Here is a 19,585-nt window from a genome sequence, read left to right on the forward strand (position 1 = left end):
CGGTACCCATGTCCACCCGATCCCCAGCTGAGGAGTCCTCGGTGAGCCAGGCCACGGAGCCTTTGATCGTCGTAGGTGTCGACGGTTCGAAGCACTCGAAGGAGGCCCTGCGCTGGGCCGTGCGGCAGGCCACGCTCGTCGGCGGCCGGGTGCACGCCGTCATGAGCTGGGAGTGGTCCACGAACCCCTTCAGTCTCGGCGGGCCCGCCGACGGGGGGACGGCGGCGGGCGGTCGCGAGCTGCTCTCCCCCGAGGAGACCTCGCGCGTGAGGCTCATCGACGTCGTCACGGAGACGGTGGGTGAGAGCCCGCCCGTCCCGGTGCACAGCCGCATGGTGCAGGGGCCCGCGGCGAAGGTCCTCGTCGAGGCGTCCGGGGCCGCGGACCTGCTGGTCGTGGGCACCCGCGGCTACGGCGGCTTCAAGGGCGCGCTGCTCGGCTCGGTGAGCCAGCAGGTCACGCAGCACGCGCACTGCACGGTCGTGGTGGTGCGGGAGAAGTCCGAGAGCTGACGCGAGAGGCCGCCCGCCCCGTCGCCCACCCGACGGGGCGTCAGCGGGGCATGTCAGAGTGCCCCCATGGACGATGCCAGAGAGTTCCCGCGCCAGTACGCCCGCACCCGCCGCTTCACCCTGGGCGCCCCGGGCCGGTTCACGGTCTCGGCGGACGGCGGGCGCGTCCTGTTCCTGCGCACGGGCGGCGGCGCCGACCCCGTCAGCGCCCTGTGGCTCCACGAGGACGGTGCGGAGCGCGTCCTCGTGGACGTCTCGCGCACCCCGCGCGCCGGAGACGTGCCGGCCGCCGAGCGGGTCCGCAGGGAGCGGGCGCGCGAGAGCGCCGTCGGGCTCGTCTCGTACTCGGCCGACGCCGAGTGCCGCACTGTCGTGTACGCCCTGTCGGGAGCGCTGTGGGCGGTCCGTGTCGCGGACGGCGTCCCGTTCCCCGTCTCGGCGGCGGGCCCGGTCGTGGACCCGCGCCTGTCCCCCGACGGCCGGTTCGTCGCGTACGTCACGGGCGGCGCGCTGCACGTCGTCACCCTCGACGGCGAGGACACGCTCCTCGCGTCGCCCGAAGGGCCCGACATCACCTACGGGTTGACCGACCACGCGTCCTCGGAGTCGATGGGCCGGGCGCGCGGTCACTGGTGGGCGCCCGACGGCGGGGCGCTGATCGCCGCGCGCGTGGACACCTCGCGCGTGCAGCGCTGGTACCTCTGCGACCCGGCCGACCCCGCGGCGCCGCCGCGCGCCGTGCGTTACCCGGCGGCGGGTACCGCCAACGCCGACGTGTCGCTCCATGTGCTGCACCTGGACGGCTCGCGGGCCGAAGTGGACTGGGACCGTGGGGCGTTCGAGTACGTGCCCGTCGTCGGGTGGGACGCGCACGGCCCGTTCGCCGCGGTGCAGAGCCGCGACCAGCGGACGCTGCGCGCGCTGGCCGTGGACCCGGCGACGGGCGCCACCCGCCTCCTGGACGAGCAGCGCGACGCGGCCTGGGTCGAGCTGGTCCCGGGCGCCCCGTGCCGCACGGCGTCCGGCGCGCTGGTGACGACCCGCGACGAGCAGGACACCCGCCGCCTCGTCGTGGCCGGCGGGCCGGTGACCCCGGTGGGTCTCCAGGTCCGTCGAGTCCTCGGCGTCCAGGGCGAGTCGGTGCTGTTCGAGGGCGGTGACGAGCCCACCGAGACCCATGTGTGGACCTGGGCGCCCGACGCGGGCTGCGTCAGGCTCACGGACACGCCGGGCGTGCACACCGCGGTCTCCGCGGGCGGCACCACGGTGCTGGTGAGCCGCCGGGAGGACGCCGTGAGCGTGGAGGTGACGAAGAAGGGCAGCCCCGACGGGGAGATCGCCTCGCTCGCCGAGCGTCCTGTCGTCCCCACGCGCCCCGTCCATCTGCGGCTCGGCGAGCGGGAGTTGCGCAGTCAGCTTTTCCTGCCGTCGTGGCACACGCCGGGCAGCGCCCCACTCCCCGTCCTGGTGAACCCCTACGGGGGTCAGCACCTGCTGGTCGCCACGCGCGGCCTCGGCTGGCCCGCGCATCTGTCGCAGTGGTTCGCCGAGCAGGGCTTCGCGGTCCTGGTCACGGACGGACGCGGCTCCCCGGGGCGCGGTCCCGGGTGGGAGAAGGAGATCCGCGGCGACATCCTGACCCACGCCCTGGACGACCAGGTCGCCGCCGTACGGGCGGCCGGGGCGGAGTTCCCCGACCTCGACCTGACACGGGTCGCGATCCGTGGCTGGTCGTTCGGCGGATTCCTGGCCGCGGGCGCCGTGCTGCGCAGGCCCGACGTCTTCCACGCGGCGGTGGCGGGCGCGCCTCCCACCGACCAGCGGCTGTACGACACGCACTGGAAGGAGCGCTATCTCGGACATCCCGACGAGGAGCCCGAGAACTACGAGCGCTGCTCCCTGATCGCCGACGCGCCGCTGCTGCGCCGCCCGCTCCTGCTGGTGCACGGGCTCGCCGACGACAATGTGGCGGTCGCGCACACCCTGCGCCTGTCGGCGGCGCTGCTCGCGGCGGGCCGCAGCCACCAGGTGCTTCCCCTGCCGGGCGCGACGCACATGGTCACGCAGGAGGACGTCGCGGAGAACCTGCTGCTGTTCCAGCTCGACTTCCTGAAGAAGTCCCTGGGGATCTGACGGCGCGCAGGTGCCTACCAGTGCGCGGGACGGCTCAAGGGGGCCGGGATCTTCGTCGAGCCGTCCCCGCGGGCCGCGTCGACCTGTGCCTGCGTGAGGAAGATGCTGCCGGTCAGGTCGGCGCCCTGAAGGCGCGTGTCGCGCAGGTCGGCCCCTATGAGGTCGGCCTCGCGCAGGTCGGCGCCGGTGAGGTCGGCCGCTATCAGGTAGGCGCCGCGCAGGTCGGCTCCCCGCAGACCGGCGCCCTTGAGGCGGGCGCCCATCAGGTCGGCGCCCCGGTGGTTCTTCCTGCGGCCGGGCACGGCCGCCCGTACGAGTTCGCTGACCTTCGACAGCGTCGCGCCGACCTCGCCGCGGAGGGCGGGGACGTCGGCCGCGGCGAGTACGGCGGCGTCGGCGCGGGTGAGCTCCTCTATCCGGTCGAGGGCGCGCCGCACCTCCCGGTGCGCCGGGCGGGCCCGCTCCAGCTCCAGCGCCTCGGTCAAGTACCAGAGCAGTTCGTGCAGTTGGCGCATGACGGGGAAGACGTCGAACATCGCGCGCGCGGTCCGGCGCGACGTACGCCAGTCCTCGCCGCCGAACGTGCCCTGCGACACCTGCTGGCCGGCGCCGAAGCAGTCGAAGACGGTGCAGCCCGCGTAGCCCTTGTCCCGGAGCGTGGCGTGGATGCCGCACCGGGAGTCGTCCCGCAGGTTGCGGCACGGCTGGCCCGCGGGCTTGTTCGCCGCGAAGTCGGAGGACTTGGCGAAGGGCAGGGCGACACAGCACAGCCCGAAGCAGTTCCCGCAGTCGGCGCGCAGGTCGAGCCGACGCCGGTGCCCGGCCTCCGGGACCGTACCGGCGCCCGGGCCAAAGGCGCCCTCGACGGTGGCGGTGCCCGGCACGGCCCCGTCGGACGCCACGGCCTCAGGACGGTTTTCGCGGTGCTGGGACAACGGGCCCGGTCTCCTACGTGGTGTCGGCTCGGCGGGTACGACGTCGCCGCCTGCACCCGAGGGAGCGTTCATTGTCCCCGATGCCGCCGCGCGCCCTTGTGCGCCCCCGGGGTTGCGGGCCACGTTGGTGCGGCGCAGGCAGGGACCGCTCGTTTCCCTCACCGACCGTCAGGAGTCACCGTGGCCTCCTTCGTCCTCCCGCACGAGCTGCACGGCACGGGACCGCACAAAGTGGTCGCCGTGCACGGCTGGTTCGCCGACCGCGGCGCCTACACCCCGCTGCTCGCCGACCTCGACCGCTCCGCCTTCCAGTACGCCTTCGTGGACCTGCGGGGCTACGGCGAGGCCAGGGACGCGGGCGGCGCCTACACGACGGCGGAGGCCGCCGCCGACGTGATCGCGCTGGCGGACCGACTCGGCTGGGAGCGGTTCTCGGTGATCGGCCACTCGATGGGCGGGAGCGTCGCCCAGCGGATCCTGGCCGCCGCGCCCCACCGGCTGCGCAGGCTGGTCGGCGTCTCGCCCGTCCCGGCGTGCGGGCTGCCGCTGCCGCCCGAGCAGTGGGACCTCTTCTCCGGCGCCTCGCACACCCCGGAGAACCGCCGCGCCATCCTCGACATCACGACCGGCGGCGCCCGCCCCGCCGCCTGGCTCGACCGGATGGTGGAGCGGTCGCTGGAGGTCAGCGACGCGAAGGCGTTCCGGGCCTGGCTGGACTCCTGGGCCGGCGAGGACTTCCACACCCGGGTGGAGGGCAGCACGGTCCCCGCGCTCGCCGTCACCGGGGCGCTCGACCCGGCGCTCTCGGCCGACCTGATGCGGGCCACGTGGATGAGCTGGTACGCCCGCGCCGAACTGACCGAACTCCCCGCGTGCGGCCACTACGCGATGGACGAGACACCGCTCGCCCTGATCCGGACGGTGGAGGACTTCCTCAGGGCGGACGGGCCGGGCGACGAGGCGCACGGATGACAGAACCGACCGGCGCACCGCCCACCCCGGATGCCGCGGACGTCCCGGACGTCTTCGACCCGCGCCGGTACGCGCGGGGCGTCCCCCACGACAGCTACCGCACGCTCCGCGACCACCACCCCGTCGCCTGGCAGGAGGAGCCGGAGGTGCTGGGCTGGCCCGCGGGCCCCGGGTTCTGGGCGGTCACGCGCCATGCCGACGTGGTCCGCGTCCTCAAGGACGCGGCGACGTACTCGTCGTGTCTGGGTGCCACGCAGATCCGCGACCCCGACCCGGCGGACCTGCCGTTCATCCGCTCCATGATGCTCAACCAGGACCCGCCGGACCACGGCCGGCTGCGCCGCCTCGTGAGCCGCGCGTTCACCCCGCGGCGCGTGGAGCGCTTCGCCGCGCTCGCCCGCGACCGGGCCCGTGCCCTGCTCACGGCGGCCGTCGCGGCTCCCGGCCCCACCATCGACCTGGTCTCGGCCGTCACGGACGACTACGCGCTCCTGAACCTCGCGGACCTCCTGGGCGTCCCGGACTCCGATCGCGGCCTTCTCCTGCGGTGGACGCAGCGCGTCATCGGCTATCAGGACCCGGACGAGGCGGACGAGCCCGTCCTCGGCGCCGACGGCAGACCGGTCGACCCGCGCTCCCCCGCGATGCTGCGCGACATGTTCGCCTACGCGCGCTCGCTCGCCGCGCACAAACGGGCCCACCCGGCGGACGACGTCATGACGGTCCTGGCCACGGACCCCGACCTGACCGCGCCCGAGCTGGAGATGTTCTTCTTCCTGCTCACGGTCGCCGGGAACGACACGGTGCGCAGCGCGGCCCCCGGCGGCCTGCTGGAGCTGGCCGGGGCGCCGGGGGCGTACGGCCTGCTGCGCGAGGGGAAGGCCGACCCGGCGACGGCGGTCGACGAGCTCCTGCGCCGCCATCCGCCGGTCCTCACGTTCCGCCGCACCGCCGTCCGCGACACGGTCCTGGCGGGCTGCCGTGTGCGCGCGGGCGACAAGGTCGTCGTCTTCCACGCCTCGGCCAACCACGACGAACGCGTCTTCACCGACCCGCACCGCCTCGACCTCTCCCGCAGCCCCAACCCGCACGTCTCGTTCGGGGACGGCCCGCACGTCTGCCTGGGCGCGCACTTCGCGCGCCTGCAGTTGCGGGTGCTGTACGAGGAGACCTGCCGGGCCCTGCCGGTGCTCGCACCGGCGGGACCGCCACGGCGTCTGCTGTCGAACTTCATCAACGGTGTGAAGGAGCTCCCGGTGACCACGGCCCCCGGCTGACGTCTCCCCCGGCCTCTCGTGGCCCGGCGCACCCGCCGGGCCCGGTACCGTGGGGGAGGAACGATCTCGTGGGCCTCCTGGCGGGCTGCGTGAACCCAGGAGGAACCAGATGACGACGAACCGCGGACGCAAGCACGTGATCCGGCACCGGATGACGTCGACCGGAGAGTCGTACGTCGTCGCCGCCAAGAACCTCAAGGCGATGAAGGACATGGGCGCCACGGCGGAGGCCGTGCGCACCCAGCGCTGGCGGCCCGCGGACTCCCTGGACGTCCCGTGCCCCTGCGGCGGCACGTGCGAGCCCGGCGAGAAGTGCGACCGCTGCCACGCCCGCCACCGCCACGTGGGCCGCGCCCCCGGCAGCCTCACGGACGTCGAGACATGGATGGACAAGTACGACTGCATGGGCTGCGCGTCCTCGTACACGCTGACCGTCGTCCTGGCCGGCCGCCCGTGGGGCATCGCCGAGACGGTCGTGCAGGGCGGTTCCGCGGAGCCGGTGGTCCGGGCCCGCGTCTTCCCGGGCGTCGTCCACCCGATGATGCGCCCGGAGACCCCGGCGGAGGACTGAGCCTCCGCCGGAGCCCCGAGCCCGGCTCAGCCCGCTTCCGGTGCCAGCTTCAGCGAGATCGAGTTGATGCAGTACCGCTGGTCCGTCGGGGTGGGGTAGCCCTCGCCCTCGAAGACGTGTCCGAGGTGCGAGCCACAGCGGGCACAGCGCACCTCGGTGCGGACCATGCCGTGCGAGCGGTCCTCGATCAGCTCGACGGCGTCCGTGTCCTTCGGGTCGAAGAAGGACGGCCAGCCGCAGTGCGACTCGAACTTCTCTCCCGAGGTGAAGAGCTCCGCCCCGCACGCGCGACAGGAGTAGACACCCTTGGTCTTGGTGTCCGTGTACTCACCGACGAAGGCGGGCTCCGTGCCGGCCTGGCGCAGTACCGCGTACTCGGCCGGGGTCAGCTCCGCGCGCCACTCCTCGTCCGGCTTCTCGACGTCGTACGACATTCAGCTCAGTCCTTCACTTGGCGAGGCGATCAAGGATCTGCGGGCCGAGCTCCGTGACGTCACCCGCGCCCATGGTGAGAACAAGGTCGCCCGGCTTGGCCATTCCCGCGATCACGTCGGGCACGGTCGCCTTGTCGTGGACGGCGTCCACGTCGGCGCCCGCGGCGCGGGCCGCGTCGATGATGAGGCCGCTGGTGATACCGGGGATCGGGTCCTCGCGGGCCGGATAGATGTCCAGGACCACGGACGCGTCGGCGAGGGCGAGGGCCTCGCCCATCTCCTTGCCGAGCTCCTGGGTGCGGGAGAAGAGGTGGGGCTGGAAGACGACGAGGATCCGGGAGTCCCCCGCGGCCGAGCGCATCGCCTCGAGGTCGGCGGACATCTCGGTGGGGTGGTGCGCGTACGAGTCGATGACCTGTACGCCGTTCACCTCGCCCTTGAGCTGGAGGCGGCGCTTGACGCCGGTGTACGACTTCAGCGCCGCGGCCAGGTTGCGGGAGGGGATGCCGAGCGCGACGCCGGCGGCGAGTGCCGCGACCGCGTTGTGCGCGTAGTGGCGGCCGGGGACCGAGACCGTGAACGTGAGCAGCTTGCCGTCGAGGAGGACGGTGACCTCGCTGGTCAGGCCGCGCGGGGTGACCTTGTGGATGCGGACGTCGGCCGCCTCCGACTCGCCGTAGGTGACGACCTTCAGGGACGTCGTGTCCCGCAGGCGGCGGGTGAGCTCGACCGCGCCGGACTGGTCCGCGGCGATGACGAGCGTGCCACCGGGGACGATCTTGGAGGCGAAGGTCTCGAAGGACTCGTAGATCTCGTCCATCGACGCGTAGTTGGCGTGGTGGTCGAGCTCGACGTTGAGGACGATGGCGACCTCGGGCGCGTACTTGTGGAAGCTGCGGTCCGACTCGTCGGCTTCGGCGACGAAGATCTCGCCCGCGCCGTGCAGCGCGTTCGAGCCGGGGGCGTCGAGGTCGCCGCCGATGGCGTACGAGGGGTCGAGGCCCAGGGAGGACAGGGACACCGCCAGCATCGACGTGGTCGTCGTCTTGCCGTGCGTGCCGGCGACCGCGATGGGGCGCAGGTCGTCCATGAGCGAGGCGAGGGCGTCGGAGCGGTGGACGACCGGGATGCCGAGCTCGGCGGCGCGGGCCAGCTCGGGGTTGTCGGCGCGGATCGCGGAGGAGACGACGACGCAGGTGGCGTCCGGCGCGAGGTGCGCGGCGTCGTGGCCGATGTGGACCGTGGCACCGAGCGAGCGCAGCGCCTCGGCCGTGGCGGACTCCCTGGAGTCGCTGCCGGCGACCTGGGCGCCGCGCTGCGCGAGGATCTTCGCGATGCCCGACATTCCGGCGCCGCCGATGCCGATGAAGTGCGGTCGGTCCATGGCGGTGGGCAGGCCGGGTGCCATTGGTTTCTCCCTGGGACGGTGTGCTGCTGCGTGCCCACTGCGCGGGCAGGCTCAGCCTACTTTCTCCGCGCACCCCGCCCGCGCAACCCCGTACCGCACCGGTGGCTACGCCTTGCTGTACGAGAAGAGCTTCAGGACCGGAACGCCCACCTTGTGCCGGGCGCGCGAGGCCCAGTCGCGGTGGAAGAACTCCTCCACGTAATGCGGGTCGGTCAGGACGATGACCTCGTCGGCGCCGATCTCGTCGACGAGGGACTTCAGCGCGTCGAGGGGGTGGTCCTCGACGAGGCGGCCCTCCGCCTCGCAGCCGGCCTGACGGAGTGCGGTGAGGGAGACCTGGAGTGCTTGTTCGCCGAGTTCCGCGGCGTCCTGGCCCTCGGGTACGTCCTTCTCCTTCGCCGCGTCGTCGAGCTCCCCCATGGCGACGTCGTCGATGGCCCGCAGCAGGCGGTCGGCCTGGTCTCCGCGGGGCTGGATCAGCACATGGAAGGAGACTTCCTCGTCACCGTGCAAGGTCGTGACGAATTCCACGTCGGCGGACGTCAGTGCCTTCTCGATCATCAATACGCTCGCGAACACGACAGGCGCCCTTCTTCTCTCCTCCGTGGGCCGTCGACTCTCGACCGGTCCCTGCGGAAACCATCCTGCCCCGTGGCCGTACGGGGTCTGCGAGATTTAGTGTGCCCAGCGGAACGTAAACGGAACGGCACATTCCGCTGATTGTCAGCTCCGACGGTATCGGGTGAACAGGAACCCGGCCTCTTCCAGCACAGAAGCCATCTCGAAACGCTCAGGGACGGTCAGGGACGGTCCGCCGGCAATCCGCTGGGCGTCTCCGGCGGTGAGCATCGGCGACAGCGTCAGACAGAGTTCGTCGAGCGCCTTCGCGGCCACGAACTGGCCGAGCAGGCGAGGTCCGCCCTCCGTGAGCAGCCGGGTGAGCCCGCGCTCCGCGAGCGCCCGGACCGCACGCTCCGGCTCGACCGTGGCGCCCTCGCCGGCGATCAGCACCTCGGCGCCGGCCTTGCGGGCGGCCTCCATGCGGTCGGGCGGCGCTCCGGCGCCGGTGACCACGAACGTGGGAACGAGGGGCGAGGTGAAGAGCGGAAGGGAGAAGTCGAGGTCCAGGCTCGCGGTGATCACCGCGATGGCCGGGGCGGGACCCTGCCCGGCCGCCTCCCTGCGCGCGGCGAAGGCCTCACGCGCGCGTGCCGGGCGATACCCCTCCAGACGGACCGTTTCCGCGCCGACCAGGACCACGTCCGCGAGACCGCGCAGGGTGCCGAAGATCCGCATGTCGGCGGCGCACGAGATGCCCTGCGAGCGGCCGTCGTGATGGGCGGCGCCGTCCAGCGTGGAGACCATGTTGGCCCGCAGCCATACGTCCTGCCCACAGGGGTAGGCATAGGCGTCCGCGAGCTCGTCGAGACTCCATTCGCGGGGTTCGTGGGCCGCGTGATCTGCTGTTTCGTACGTCACAGGGAACAGGCGTCGCATGTCACGCAGTCTCCCACGGCGTCTAGAGTTGGGTGCTGTGTCGTCCTCCACCACCGCCCCGGCCCAGAGTCCGATAGCCGACGCGGCCCCGCTGTCCCTGTGCGCCCGTGAGCCGCTCGTCCCCGCCGACCGGCTGGTCGCCGAGATGGTGCCCCCGCCGCGCTTCGACTCGGTCCGCTTCGAGACGTACATCCCGGACCCCGGTCAGCCCAGCCAGACCGAGGCGGTGCGGGTCCTGAGCGGCTTCGCGGCCGGGCTCGGCGGCGCCCACGCGAGCGGCTCGGGCAAGCGCCGGTGGTTCGCGAAGAAGCCCGCGGCCCCCACCGGGCCCCGCGGCGTCTACCTGGACGGCGGCTACGGCGTCGGCAAGACCCACCTGCTCGCCTCCCTCTGGCACGCCACCCCGGCGGCGCCCGAGCAGAAGGCGTTCGGCACGTTCGTCGAGCTCACGAACCTGGTGGGCGCGCTCGGTTTCCAGCAGACCGTGCGCACCCTGGGCGAGCACCGGCTGCTGTGCATCGACGAGTTCGAGCTGGACGACCCGGGCGACACGGTCCTGGTGTCGACCCTGCTGGGCAAGCTCGTCGACGCGGGCGTCGCGCTCGCCGCGACCTCGAACACGCTGCCGGGCAAGCTCGGCGAGGGTCGGTTCGCCTCCGCCGACTTCCTGCGTGAGATCCAGGGCCTGTCCGCCCACTTCCGCCCGCTGCGCATCGACGGCGAGGACTACCGCCACCGCGGCCTGCCCGAAGCGCCCGCCCCGTTCTCCGACGAACAGGTGACGAAGGCGGCGTACGCGACCCCGGGCGCCTCGCTCGACGACTTCCCGCATCTGCTCGACCACCTCGCGCGCGTACACCCCAGCCGCTACGGCGCCCTGACGGACGACCTGAAGGCCGTCTGCCTCACGGACGTGCAGCCCGTCCCCGACCAGTCGACGGCGCTGCGGCTTGTCGTGCTCGCCGACCGGCTCTACGACCGCGAGATCCCCGTGCTCGCCTCCGGCCTCCCCTTCGACCGGCTGTTCAGCGAGGAGATGCTGAACGGCGGCTACCGGAAGAAGTACTTCCGCGCGATCTCCCGCCTGACGGCACTCGCGCGGGACGCCAAGGGACTGGTGCGCGCATAGGGCCGCCCGGGGTCACCTGCCGCGCCGCCTGCCGGTCACCAGCCCGACCACAAAGCCCGCCGAGCCGATGAGCACCGTCAGGGCAGCGGCACACACCGCGCTGACGAGCCAGTCGGCATCCCTGCCCTGCCTCGCGTCCTCGCCCCACCACATCACCGTCAACACCACCCACGTACCACCGATCCAGGCGACAGCGTTCCGGACCGACGGCGCCTTGAACGGCTCTGCGCGGCTGATGTGCTCGAGGGCCTCCTCGGCCATGCGCTCCCACCGCAGCATCAGGGCGAAGAAAAGGCCGACCCCCGTCCCGATGGCGACGAGCGCCAGGACATCGGCCGCCGCCGTGAACCGCCACCCCGCGACGGCGCAGATCCCCGCCATGAGCGCCGCCGTCGCGGCCCCCGGCAAGCCACCCGCGCGCACCGGATGCCGATGACCGCAGGCCTGGACCCGGCCCGGACGCCGCGGCGCACGGGCAAGGCTCCGGTCGCGGTTCACCAGGGCCCGGGCCACCGCCAGGTCGAACGCGCGCACCGCCCGCAGCAGCGGCTTCACGTCCCCTCCTCGTCTGCCACCCGCCCGCCCCCTGAGCCGTACACAACGGGACAGGAGAGCGATGACACGAGCAACCACCCCCACCTGGCGCCGCTACGCGCGTGGTTCCGGTGCCGAATGGGCCGTGATAGACACAGCGGGGTCACAGGTTCCTGTCCGCCAGCAGGAGGTTGCCCCATGTCTGAAGCACGTACCGCACGTACCGCTCAGTCCCCCGCAACACGACGTCAGGTCCTCGCGCGCAGCGGCGCTTCCGTCGCCGCCATCGCCTTCGCCGGAAGCCTCTCCGACCTCTTCGCGGGCACGGCAGCCGCGCAGAGCCCCGGGAAGACGGGCTACGGCCCGCTGGTGCCCGACCCCGCCGGGCTGCTCGACCTGCCCGCGGGGTTCCGCTACAAGGTCCTCTCGCGCGAGGGCGACCCGCTGCGCTCCGGCGAGGGCAAGGTGCCCAGCAACCACGACGGCATGACGGCCCTGGAGGGCGGACACGGCCGGGTCCATCTGGTCCGCAACCACGAGAACCGCGTCACCGCGAAGATCGCCGTGCCGACCGTCGAGGGGCTCACCTACGACCCGATGGGCAAGGGCGGCTGTACGGCGCTCACGCTCGACCGGCACAACAACGTCCTGTCCGAACGCGTCGCCATCGCGGGCACCGCCGTCAACTGCGCGGGCGGGCACACCCCTTGGGGCACCTGGCTGACCTGCGAGGAGACCGAGGACAAGGCCGGCACGAACGGCTACACCAAGGACCACGGCTTCATCTTCGAGGTCGACCCGGCCGACCCGCGCCGCTCCGGCGCCGTGCCGCTGACCGCGATGGGCCGCTTCCAGCACGAGGCGATCGCGATCGACCCGAAGCGGGGCGTCGTCTACGAGACCGAGGACGCCTTCCAGAAGCCCTTCGGCCTCTTCTACCGTTTCCTGCCCGAGAAGCCCGAGGGCGGCCTCGGTTCCCTGCGGGCGGGCGGAACGCTCCAGGCGATGCGGGTGCCCGGGGTGCCGGACCTGTCCGTGGTCCAGGAGACGGGCGCGACGTTCGACGGCATCGAGTGGGTCGACGTACCCGACCCGCTGGCCGCGCAGACCCCCGTCCGTCTCCAGGACTTCGGCCCGAAGGGCATCACGCACGCGCAGAAGCTGGAGGGCTGCTACTGGGGCGGCTCGTCGGTCTACTTCGTCTCCTCCTTCGCCCACAGCGCGGAGGGCTCGGCGGCCGACCACTTCGGGCAGATCTGGCGCTACGACCCGAACAAGCGCCGGCTCACGCTGGTGATCGTGTTCGGCCCGAGCACCGACGTCCGGCTGCCGGGCGAGGAGCCCGACAACATCTGCCTCGCGCCCAGCGGCGGCCTGATGGTGTGCGAGGACGGCGAGGGCGCGCAGCACGTCTTCGGTGTGACCCGGCGCGGCGACGTGTACGCGATGGCGCGCGGACGCCAGAACATCGGCACGGCGCAGGAACCGGCGTGGGGCGAGTTCGCGGGCGTCACGTTCTCCCCGGACGGCGACACGATGTTCGTCAACTGCTACACGCCCGGGACGACCTTCGCCGTGACGGGGCCCTGGCAGCGGTAGCGCAGGTGCCCGGTCCGTCGCACGATCGAGGGACCTGACGGGAAGGGGTGCGCGGTGGCCGAGGCCGACAAGGACGCGAAGCGGAAAGGCAAGGGCGAGGCGGCCAAGGGCCCCGGGAAGTCCCGGGGCAAGGCCGGGAAGTCGTCCGGGAAGGCGCCTGGGAAGGGATCCGGCGCGAAGACGCCCGTCCCGCTTCGTGAGCTGCTGCGCATCCCTGCGGGCAAGCCCGTGGATCTCGACTCCTGCGACGCTCGGGCGACGCCCGCCGGCCCCTCCGGCAAGGCCGCCGGCGTGGAGGCGACCGCCCGTATGGGTGAACGCCTCGCGGACCTCCAGGAGCGCCTGTGGGCCTCCGGCACAGGGGGCGACCGGCGCCGGATCCTGCTGATCCTCCAGGGCATGGACACCAGCGGCAAGGGCGGCACGGTCAAGCACGTCATCGGCCTCTTCAACCCCTCCGGCTGCCGCATCAAGGCTTTCAAGGCGCCCACCGCCGAGGAGCGCGGCCACACGTTCCTGTGGCGCATCATGCGGGCGCTCCCCGAGCCCGGCGAGATCGGCATCTTCGACCGCTCGCAGTACGAGGACGTCCTCGCCGCCCGCGTCCGCGGCCTCGTCCCGCGCCGCCGGCTGGGCGGCCGCTACGGCCAGATCAACCGCTTCGAGCAGTCGCTGGCGGAGGACGGCGTGACGGTCGTCAAGTGCTTCCTCCACATCTCGTACGGCGAACAGCGCGAGCGGCTCCTCGAACGGCTCGACAACCCGGACAAGCACTGGAAGTTCAGCATGGGCGACATCGAGGACCGTGCCCTGTGGCCGGCGTACCAGGAGGCGTACGAGATCGCGCTGGAGCGCTGCTCGACGGACGCAGCGCCCTGGTACGTGGTGCCGGCCGACCGCAAGTGGTACCGCAACTGGGCCGTCAGCAAGCTGCTCCTGGAACATCTGGAGGCGCTGGACCCGAAGTATCCGAAGGCGGACTTCGACGTGGCCGGAGCGAGGGAGCAGCTGCTCGCGCAGGGGTGAGGCGAGGTTCTCGCCCACCGGCCCCACTGCGGCTGATTCACCGAGCGTGCCGATCCCGCCCCCTGGGCAGGGTCTTAGGGGTCCTGCCGGGCCCGTGAGCCCTTCAGGACGTCGCCCCCTAGGGACAAGGACACGGACACATGGAACGACACGCAGTCTGGGAGTTCGCCGACGACCGCGGGCATGTGGCGGCCGCGGGGGACGTGCCGTTACGGGTGGTGGCCTACATACAGGCCGGCGCCACGCTGTGGGACCACGGGGTCCGGCCGGTGGGGATCTTCGGTTCGTTCCACGACGGGGACGCCGCCGACCCGGCCAAGGCGGGGACGCTGCCGCTCGGCGAGGTCCGCTACCTCGGCGCGGGCGCGGGGCTCGGTCTGGAGGCCGTGCTCGCGGCCGAGCCCGATCTCGTCGTCGCCGTCACCTACGGCGGCGGCCAGGTGTACGGCGTCGATCCCGACGTGGCGAAACACCTGGAGGAGCACGTCCCGGTCGTCGTGGTCGACGTCGGACAGGGCCGCTCGCTCACCGCGGTCCGGGAGCGCTTCGCCGGGCTGGCCCGCTCGCTCGGGGCGCGGGACCGGGCCGGGACCGAACTGGAACGTGCCATGCGGGAGCTGGAGCAGGCCGCGCAGGACAGTCCGGGGCGGGTGCTGGCCCTGTCGCCGGGCGGCCCGGACAGCGTCCATCTGGCCCGCCCCGCCAAGTGGCCCGACCTGAGCGCACTGACGGCCCTCGGCGTACGTACCGTCGAACCGCCACAGGGACCGGGCGCCAACTGGAACACGGCCGGGTGGGCGCAGGCCGCCGCGCTCGCGCCCGACATCGTGCTCGTCGACTCTCGCGCGAACGCGGCCGCGCGCGAGCAGTACGCGGCGGACCCGCACTGGCAACAGGTCGCGGCCGGGGCGCGCCTGCTGCCGTGGAACCCGGAGCTCCCGGCGAGCGAGTCCGCCCACGCGCGGTTCTTCTCCCAGGTGACCGGGGCTCTGCGGGACATCTGAGCCCCGCGGCTCCGCCCTTCGCCCACCTGGCCCGACGCCGCTCCGCACACGCGACATGGTGCCCAATTAATCCCATTAGTACGTTTATTGTCGCCGCGTGATGATCTATGTACGGAGATTTGCACTGGTCTGCGCCCTGGGTGCGCTGGGGGTCGGAGCCGCCGCGTGCGGTGGGGGCGGCGCCAGCGGGCACCCGGGGCGAGGGGAGGTGAGCGCGTCCGTGCCCGCCGCACCCTCGGGCCCGCCCACACTCGCACCGGGCCCCGCCGGTCTCACCCGCGTGTTCAAGAGCGCTCCCCACCCTCGGGAACGCACCGTCGCCCTCACCTTCGACGCCGACATGACCGCCGACGAAGGCCCCCGCGCCGCGGCCGGTGAGCACTTCGACAACCCGGCCCTGATCGCGACCCTGCGCCGGCTGAAGGTCCCCGCGACGGTGTTCATGACGGGGCGGTGGGCCGAGGAGTACCCGGCCGAGGCGAAGTCGATCGGCAGCGATCCGCTCTTCGAGGTCGCCAACCACTCGTACAGCCACTACGCCTTCACCGGCGCGTGCTATGGACTGCCCACCATGCCGCTCGCGCGGATGCGGTCGGACGTGGAGCGCGCCTTCACCGCGTTCCGCAGGGCCGGGGTGAAGCACACGGTGCCGTACTTCCGCTTCCCGGGCGGGTGTTACGACAAGGAGGTCCTCCGGAAGCTGACTCCGGCCGGCGTCACGGCCGTGCAGTGGGACGTGGTGAGCGGTGACGCGTTCGCGACGGACTCGCAGGCGGTGGCGCAGCAGGTGCTCGACGGGGTGCGGCCCGGTTCGGTCGTCGTCATGCACTGCACCCGCAGCGCGGCGCCCGCCACGGAAGCCGCGGTGCGCGCCGTCGTGCCGGAGCTGCGAGAGCGCGGGTACCGGTTCGTACGGGTGTCGGAGCTGATCAGGCCAGCGCCCGGACACTGAGGTCTGGCGGGGAGCCCGGACTACGGTGGGAGTCATGGCTGACCACTGCGACGGACCGGGGCCGCGTACGGACCCGGACGTGTCCGATCCGCCCGGCGCGCCCACGGAACCGTTCGCCGAGTGCGTGCTGTGCCGCCGGCCCACCGAGTACCCCGAGTCCCACGAGGGCGTGACGCTGTGTCCCGTGTGCGCCTGGCAGGAGGCACAGCGCATGTCCTGCTCGGGGTGACCGCGGCTGCCGCACGACGCCGCGAAGAACCGATCTTCCGCCTGGCAGACTGGTCCGGTGAGCAGTGACGACCAGATCCTCCAGAACGACGCCACCGACACCCTTGCCGCTGTGCCGCAGGACAGCCCCTTCCGGTCCGAGCGGACCGCACGCGACGAGGCCCAGCAGTTCGTGCTGCCTCTCGTGGTGCGTATCGAGCGGGCGACTCCCCCGGCCCGCACCGACGCGCTGGAGACGGCGGCCCGCGCCGTCCTCGTGATCCTCTCCGATCCGCGTGCGACCGGCGACGGCGAGTGGGCACAGGTCATGCGCGACTGGCAGGACGCCCGGATCCGCAAGGTGGTGCGGCGTGCGCGCGGCGCGGAGTGGCGCAAGGCGGAGGCGCTCGAAGGGATCACGGTGACGGGGGAGTCGGCCGAGGTGCGGGTGTTCCCGCCGGTCCCGCTCGACGGCTGGCCCAAGGAGCTGGCCCGGCTCCAGGTGTCGGGAACGGAGCTGGACGACCCGGAGCCCCCGGCGGCCCCGGACCTCACGGCACCCGTCCTGTGGCTGAGCCCCTACCTCGACATGACGGCGGGCAAGTCGATGGCCCAGGCGGGCCACGGCGCGCAGCTGGCCTGGTGGGAACTGACGGACGAGCAGCGCGCACAGTGGCGCGACGCCGGTTTCCCGCTCTCCGTACGCACGGCGGACACGGACCGCTGGGCCGAGCTGACCACGAGCGGCCTGCCGGTGGTCCGGGACGCGGGATTCACGGAGATCGCCCCCGGGAACACGGTCGTGGCCGAAGGAGGCAGTCGCTTCTGCCCCCTTCGGCGCACACGACGGCCGTAGGCGCGGCCGCTCCGTGCCGGCGTCCGGGGCGGAGCAGCCGGCTGACGGCTCTCAGGAAGCCGGGACTTTCAGCTTGTCCCAGCTGGTCCTGCCCGGAATGCCGTCCGCGTCCTTGCCCTTGAAGCCGAGCTTCTGCTGCCAGGCCTTGTAGGACTTGCGGTCGGCGTCGGTCCACTCGGGGCTGGGCCCCTCCTCGTAGTGGTCGCAGCCCTCGGCGACCAGGCGGCGGCCCATGGCCGTGACGAGTGGGGACCTCTGACCGTCGTGGAAGAAGCCGCTGCCCGGAAACGGCGCGTGGGACGGCTTGGACGGCGTGGGCGGGTCCGGCTTGGGGTCGGAACCCTGGGACTTCCCGGCGAGCCGGTCGGCGATCCGCTTGCGCATGCCGTCCATCGTGAAGCCGCGCGGGTCCTGCTTGCCCGGCTGCCACTCCTTGTGGCCGATGACCGACCGCTCGCTCCAGCCGTAGTGGCGGCAGATCGCGGCGGACACCTTCTCGATGGCCTCCTTCTGCGCCTCGGGCCAGGGGTCCTTGCCGTCGCCGAGGTTGATGCACTCGAAGCCGTAGAAGTGCCGGTTGCCGTCGGTGTCGGCCTCGTTGTCGTGCGGCAGCCTCGACTCGTCGACCACGGCGCGCAGGACGTCGCTGTCGCCCAACCCCGCATGATTGGCACGGCCGTTGCCGACGAGGTGGATCTCGCCCTTCTTGTCGATGACGCCATGGCACAGCGGCCCCGGCAGGCCCGAGTAGCCGTTGTAACAGATGTTCACGGAGGCGTCCGTGCCCGAGGTGACGGTGTGGTGGATCATCACGCCGTTCACCGGGCCCCAGGGACCCTTGGTATTGCGGTTGTGCGTACGCCAGTTGCGCACCTCGTGGACCGTCAGACCCTCCTTACGCAGGATCTCCACCAGCTTGGACGCGCTCAGAGGTGTGGCCATCACTCGTCTCCTTCCACGGCGGACTCCGCTGCTGCGGTGGTCTGCGACCTCCCGTGCGAGGGACCCTCGGCCGCGAGTTCCTCACGGTGTGCCTGTTCCTCCGCCGCAAGGGTCGCCTCGTCCACGGCCTGGATGCCGGTCGCGAGCGGACCGAAGGCGAGGCGCAGGTCGACGGCGCTCTCCTCGCCCTTGACCAGGGCCAGCGGGGCGAAGTGGCGGGCGATGCCGGCGGGCCCCTGGAGCAGCGGGCGGCGCGCCGGGTCCGTCGGCCATTCGACGCTGCCGGTCGCGGTGCGGGCGGGGACGAGCCAGTGGTCGCCGGTCCGGTAGGTGCCGTCCTTGGCGAAGTACACCTCGACACCGTCCTCCAGGGGCAGCCACTCCCCCTCCGCGACGGGTACGGCGCCGCCCTTCAGGGCTGCGGTACGGCCCTTGCGCTTCGGGCCCTCGTGGTGGTCCCAGCGCCGCACGAACGGGTGCAGGTGGGGCAGCCGGCCGACGCCCGGCTCGGGCTCGGCGGACAGACGGACCCGGCGGCCCGGCAGGTCGAGCTCCTCGACTCGCAGCAGGGGAAGGGCTTCCAGGCGGGAGGCGTGGGCGGTGTCCGTCAACTCGACGAAGTCGCCGACGTCCAGGTCGAGCTTGTCGTCGTGACCGAGGGACGCCAGCTGCACCCAGGTGCCGTCGAGCGCGTCGACCGGGAAGACGACCGAGCCGTTCTCGCGGGACCACTTGAAGGTCGCGTCCTTCGCCTCGCCGCCGGCATGGACCTCGACCCGGTACAGCTGGTTCTCCGGACCGCGGTAGCGGGCGTCGGGCCCGACCAGGCACGGGTCCTCGTCGGCGTGGTCGGGCCGCTCGCTGCGGGCGGCCAGCCGGGCGGTGGCCGCCCCCTGGCGCTGCGCCCACTTGTCGAAGGCCGCGCGGACGACCTCCTTCGACGGGTCGGCGTCCTCGATCGCCAGGGCCGCGAGGGACAGCGGCAGGACCTGCCAGACCACCTTGACGCGGGCCGCGGTGTCCGGCATCGCCGCCCCGAGGGCGACCTCCCGCAGCGCCGGGTCCTCGGCGGCGTTCACCGACCGCTCCCACACGTTCAGGTAGACCACGAACGGCGACTGCGCGGGCGAGGGCAGCCGGTCGCCGGGCTTCTCCGGGTCGCGGAAGGCGTCGGGCTGGTCCCAGTAGGTCCAGTGGGAGGGCGGGGTGGCGGCGTCCTCCGCGTCCTCGGCGTCCTCGTCCGGCACGGGCGTGCCGGGCGCCGGGCGGTCCGCGTCGAGCAGGATGCCGTCGACGTAGTAGCGGCCGCCGTGGATGTAGAGGGTGTCGATGTCGTGCGTGCCGCCCACGTACTCGATGCGGAAGCCCGCCGCGTCGCGCGGCCCGCCGCAGCGGCCGATCAGGTCCGCGGCGAAGGTCCGGGCCCGGTGGAGCTGGATCGCGGTCTGCTCGTTGGCGTCGGCGTCGAGCTGGACACGGCCCTGCTGGGCGACGACCGCGGAGTAGTGCCGCTCCGGGTGGAAGGTGAGACGGGAGAGATCAGCGTGCATGAAGGGGGTCCCCCTGGTTCAGGAAAGTGCGGGTGGGTCGTACGGCG

At 72.7% G+C, this 19,585-nt stretch carries 20 protein-coding genes; 12 read left to right on the forward strand and 8 right to left on the reverse strand.

All coding sequences use genetic code 11. The annotated features are described in order from the left end of the window. Window positions 1–41 precede the first annotated feature (41 nt). Window positions 42–512: a universal stress protein gene (locus ACFC96_RS02960; protein ID WP_376609815.1), complete on the forward strand. Its 471-nt coding sequence runs from the start codon at window positions 42–44 to the stop codon at window positions 510–512. 66 nt (window positions 513–578) lie between these two features. Continuing rightward, window positions 579–2,645, forward strand: a complete 2,067-nt coding sequence (locus ACFC96_RS02965) for a prolyl oligopeptidase family serine peptidase (RefSeq protein WP_376609817.1) — start codon at window positions 579–581, stop codon at window positions 2,643–2,645. A gap of 14 nt (window positions 2,646–2,659) precedes the next feature. Here ACFC96_RS02965 and ACFC96_RS02970 read toward each other — a convergent pair whose 3' ends face one another. Next, window positions 2,660–3,445 (reverse strand): pentapeptide repeat-containing protein, encoded by a 786-nt coding sequence (locus ACFC96_RS02970; protein ID WP_376609919.1) that lies wholly within the window; start codon window positions 3,443–3,445, stop codon window positions 2,660–2,662. A gap of 315 nt (window positions 3,446–3,760) precedes the next feature. Between ACFC96_RS02970 and ACFC96_RS02975 the strand changes: the two genes are divergently transcribed. The 3 genes from ACFC96_RS02975 (at window position 3,761) to ACFC96_RS02985 (ending at window position 6,400) form a co-directional block, all read left to right on the forward strand. Further along, the gene (locus ACFC96_RS02975) at window positions 3,761–4,552 is read left to right on the forward strand and encodes an alpha/beta fold hydrolase (protein ID WP_376251074.1); all 792 of its coding nucleotides are present in this window, start codon (window positions 3,761–3,763) and stop codon (window positions 4,550–4,552) included. Continuing rightward, complete coding sequence (locus tag ACFC96_RS02980; protein WP_376609819.1) at window positions 4,549–5,829, forward strand: cytochrome P450; 1,281 nt, start codon at window positions 4,549–4,551, stop codon at window positions 5,827–5,829. Before ACFC96_RS02975 ends, ACFC96_RS02980 begins: the two co-directional genes overlap by 4 nt. 109 nt (window positions 5,830–5,938) lie before the next feature. After that, a complete protein-coding gene (locus ACFC96_RS02985) occupies window positions 5,939–6,400 on the forward strand; it encodes a hypothetical protein (RefSeq protein ID WP_376609821.1) in 462 nt (153 codons plus the stop codon). Between the two features lie 26 nt (window positions 6,401–6,426). Here ACFC96_RS02985 and msrB read toward each other — a convergent pair whose 3' ends face one another. The 4 genes from msrB to ACFC96_RS03005 all read right to left on the reverse strand — a co-directional run bounded on the left by msrB (window position 6,427) and on the right by ACFC96_RS03005 (window position 9,739). Beyond that, window positions 6,427–6,834, reverse strand: coding sequence for a peptide-methionine (R)-S-oxide reductase MsrB (gene msrB, locus ACFC96_RS02990; protein WP_376251070.1), 408 nt, complete (start codon window positions 6,832–6,834; stop codon window positions 6,427–6,429). A 13-nt stretch (window positions 6,835–6,847) separates the two neighbouring features. Then, complete coding sequence (gene murC / locus ACFC96_RS02995; RefSeq protein ID WP_376609823.1) at window positions 6,848–8,242, reverse strand: UDP-N-acetylmuramate--L-alanine ligase; 1,395 nt, start codon at window positions 8,240–8,242, stop codon at window positions 6,848–6,850. Between the two features lie 105 nt (window positions 8,243–8,347). Continuing rightward, window positions 8,348–8,803, reverse strand: coding sequence for an indole-3-glycerol phosphate synthase (locus tag ACFC96_RS03000; RefSeq protein WP_376252078.1), 456 nt, complete (start codon window positions 8,801–8,803; stop codon window positions 8,348–8,350). Window positions 8,804–8,965: 162 nt separating this feature from the next. Further along, window positions 8,966–9,739, reverse strand: a complete 774-nt coding sequence (locus tag ACFC96_RS03005; RefSeq protein ID WP_376609824.1) for a pyrimidine reductase family protein — start codon at window positions 9,737–9,739, stop codon at window positions 8,966–8,968. Window positions 9,740–9,776: 37 nt separating this feature from the next. Between ACFC96_RS03005 and zapE the strand changes: the two genes are divergently transcribed. Next, a complete protein-coding gene (gene zapE / locus ACFC96_RS03010) occupies window positions 9,777–10,868 on the forward strand; it encodes a cell division protein ZapE (protein ID WP_376251065.1) in 1,092 nt (363 codons plus the stop codon). 12 nt (window positions 10,869–10,880) lie between these two features. Here the strand turns inward: zapE and ACFC96_RS03015 are convergent, their stop codons facing one another. Further along, on the reverse strand, window positions 10,881–11,423 hold the full coding sequence (locus ACFC96_RS03015; protein ID WP_376223044.1) for a hypothetical protein: 543 nt from the start codon (window positions 11,421–11,423) through the stop codon (window positions 10,881–10,883). 177 nt (window positions 11,424–11,600) lie between these two features. On the opposite strand from ACFC96_RS03015, the gene ACFC96_RS03020 reads away from it, so the two are divergent. The 6 genes from ACFC96_RS03020 to ACFC96_RS03045 all read left to right on the forward strand — a co-directional run bounded on the left by ACFC96_RS03020 (window position 11,601) and on the right by ACFC96_RS03045 (window position 17,046). Next, complete coding sequence (locus ACFC96_RS03020) at window positions 11,601–13,001, forward strand: alkaline phosphatase PhoX (protein WP_376251063.1); 1,401 nt, start codon at window positions 11,601–11,603, stop codon at window positions 12,999–13,001. A gap of 201 nt (window positions 13,002–13,202) precedes the next feature. Further along, window positions 13,203–14,027, forward strand: coding sequence for a polyphosphate kinase 2 family protein (locus ACFC96_RS03025; protein ID WP_376609921.1), 825 nt, complete (start codon window positions 13,203–13,205; stop codon window positions 14,025–14,027). A gap of 140 nt (window positions 14,028–14,167) precedes the next feature. Further along, on the forward strand, window positions 14,168–15,031 hold the full coding sequence (locus ACFC96_RS03030) for an ABC transporter substrate-binding protein (RefSeq protein ID WP_376609826.1): 864 nt from the start codon (window positions 14,168–14,170) through the stop codon (window positions 15,029–15,031). Window positions 15,032–15,128: 97 nt separating this feature from the next. Further along, window positions 15,129–15,983 (forward strand): polysaccharide deacetylase family protein, encoded by an 855-nt coding sequence (locus tag ACFC96_RS03035; RefSeq protein WP_376609828.1) that lies wholly within the window; start codon window positions 15,129–15,131, stop codon window positions 15,981–15,983. Between the two features lie 34 nt (window positions 15,984–16,017). Beyond that, entirely contained in the window at window positions 16,018–16,212 is a 195-nt protein-coding gene (locus ACFC96_RS03040) for a hypothetical protein (RefSeq protein WP_376609830.1), read from the forward strand. Between the two features lie 75 nt (window positions 16,213–16,287). Further along, a complete protein-coding gene (locus ACFC96_RS03045; protein WP_376609923.1) occupies window positions 16,288–17,046 on the forward strand; it encodes a peptidyl-tRNA hydrolase in 759 nt (252 codons plus the stop codon). A 51-nt stretch (window positions 17,047–17,097) separates the two neighbouring features. On the opposite strand, the gene ACFC96_RS03050 is transcribed toward ACFC96_RS03045, so the two are convergent. Further along, the gene (locus ACFC96_RS03050; protein WP_376609832.1) at window positions 17,098–17,988 is read right to left on the reverse strand and encodes a peptidoglycan-binding protein; all 891 of its coding nucleotides are present in this window, start codon (window positions 17,986–17,988) and stop codon (window positions 17,098–17,100) included. Continuing rightward, on the reverse strand, window positions 17,988–19,538 hold the full coding sequence (locus ACFC96_RS03055) for a DUF6519 domain-containing protein (protein WP_376609834.1): 1,551 nt from the start codon (window positions 19,536–19,538) through the stop codon (window positions 17,988–17,990). Before ACFC96_RS03055 ends, ACFC96_RS03050 begins: the two co-directional genes overlap by 1 nt. Between the last annotated feature and the right edge of the window lie 47 nt (window positions 19,539–19,585).

This window comes from Streptomyces sp. NPDC055955, assembly GCF_042270245.1.
Taxonomy (GTDB): Bacteria; Actinomycetota; Actinomycetes; order Streptomycetales; family Streptomycetaceae; genus Streptomyces.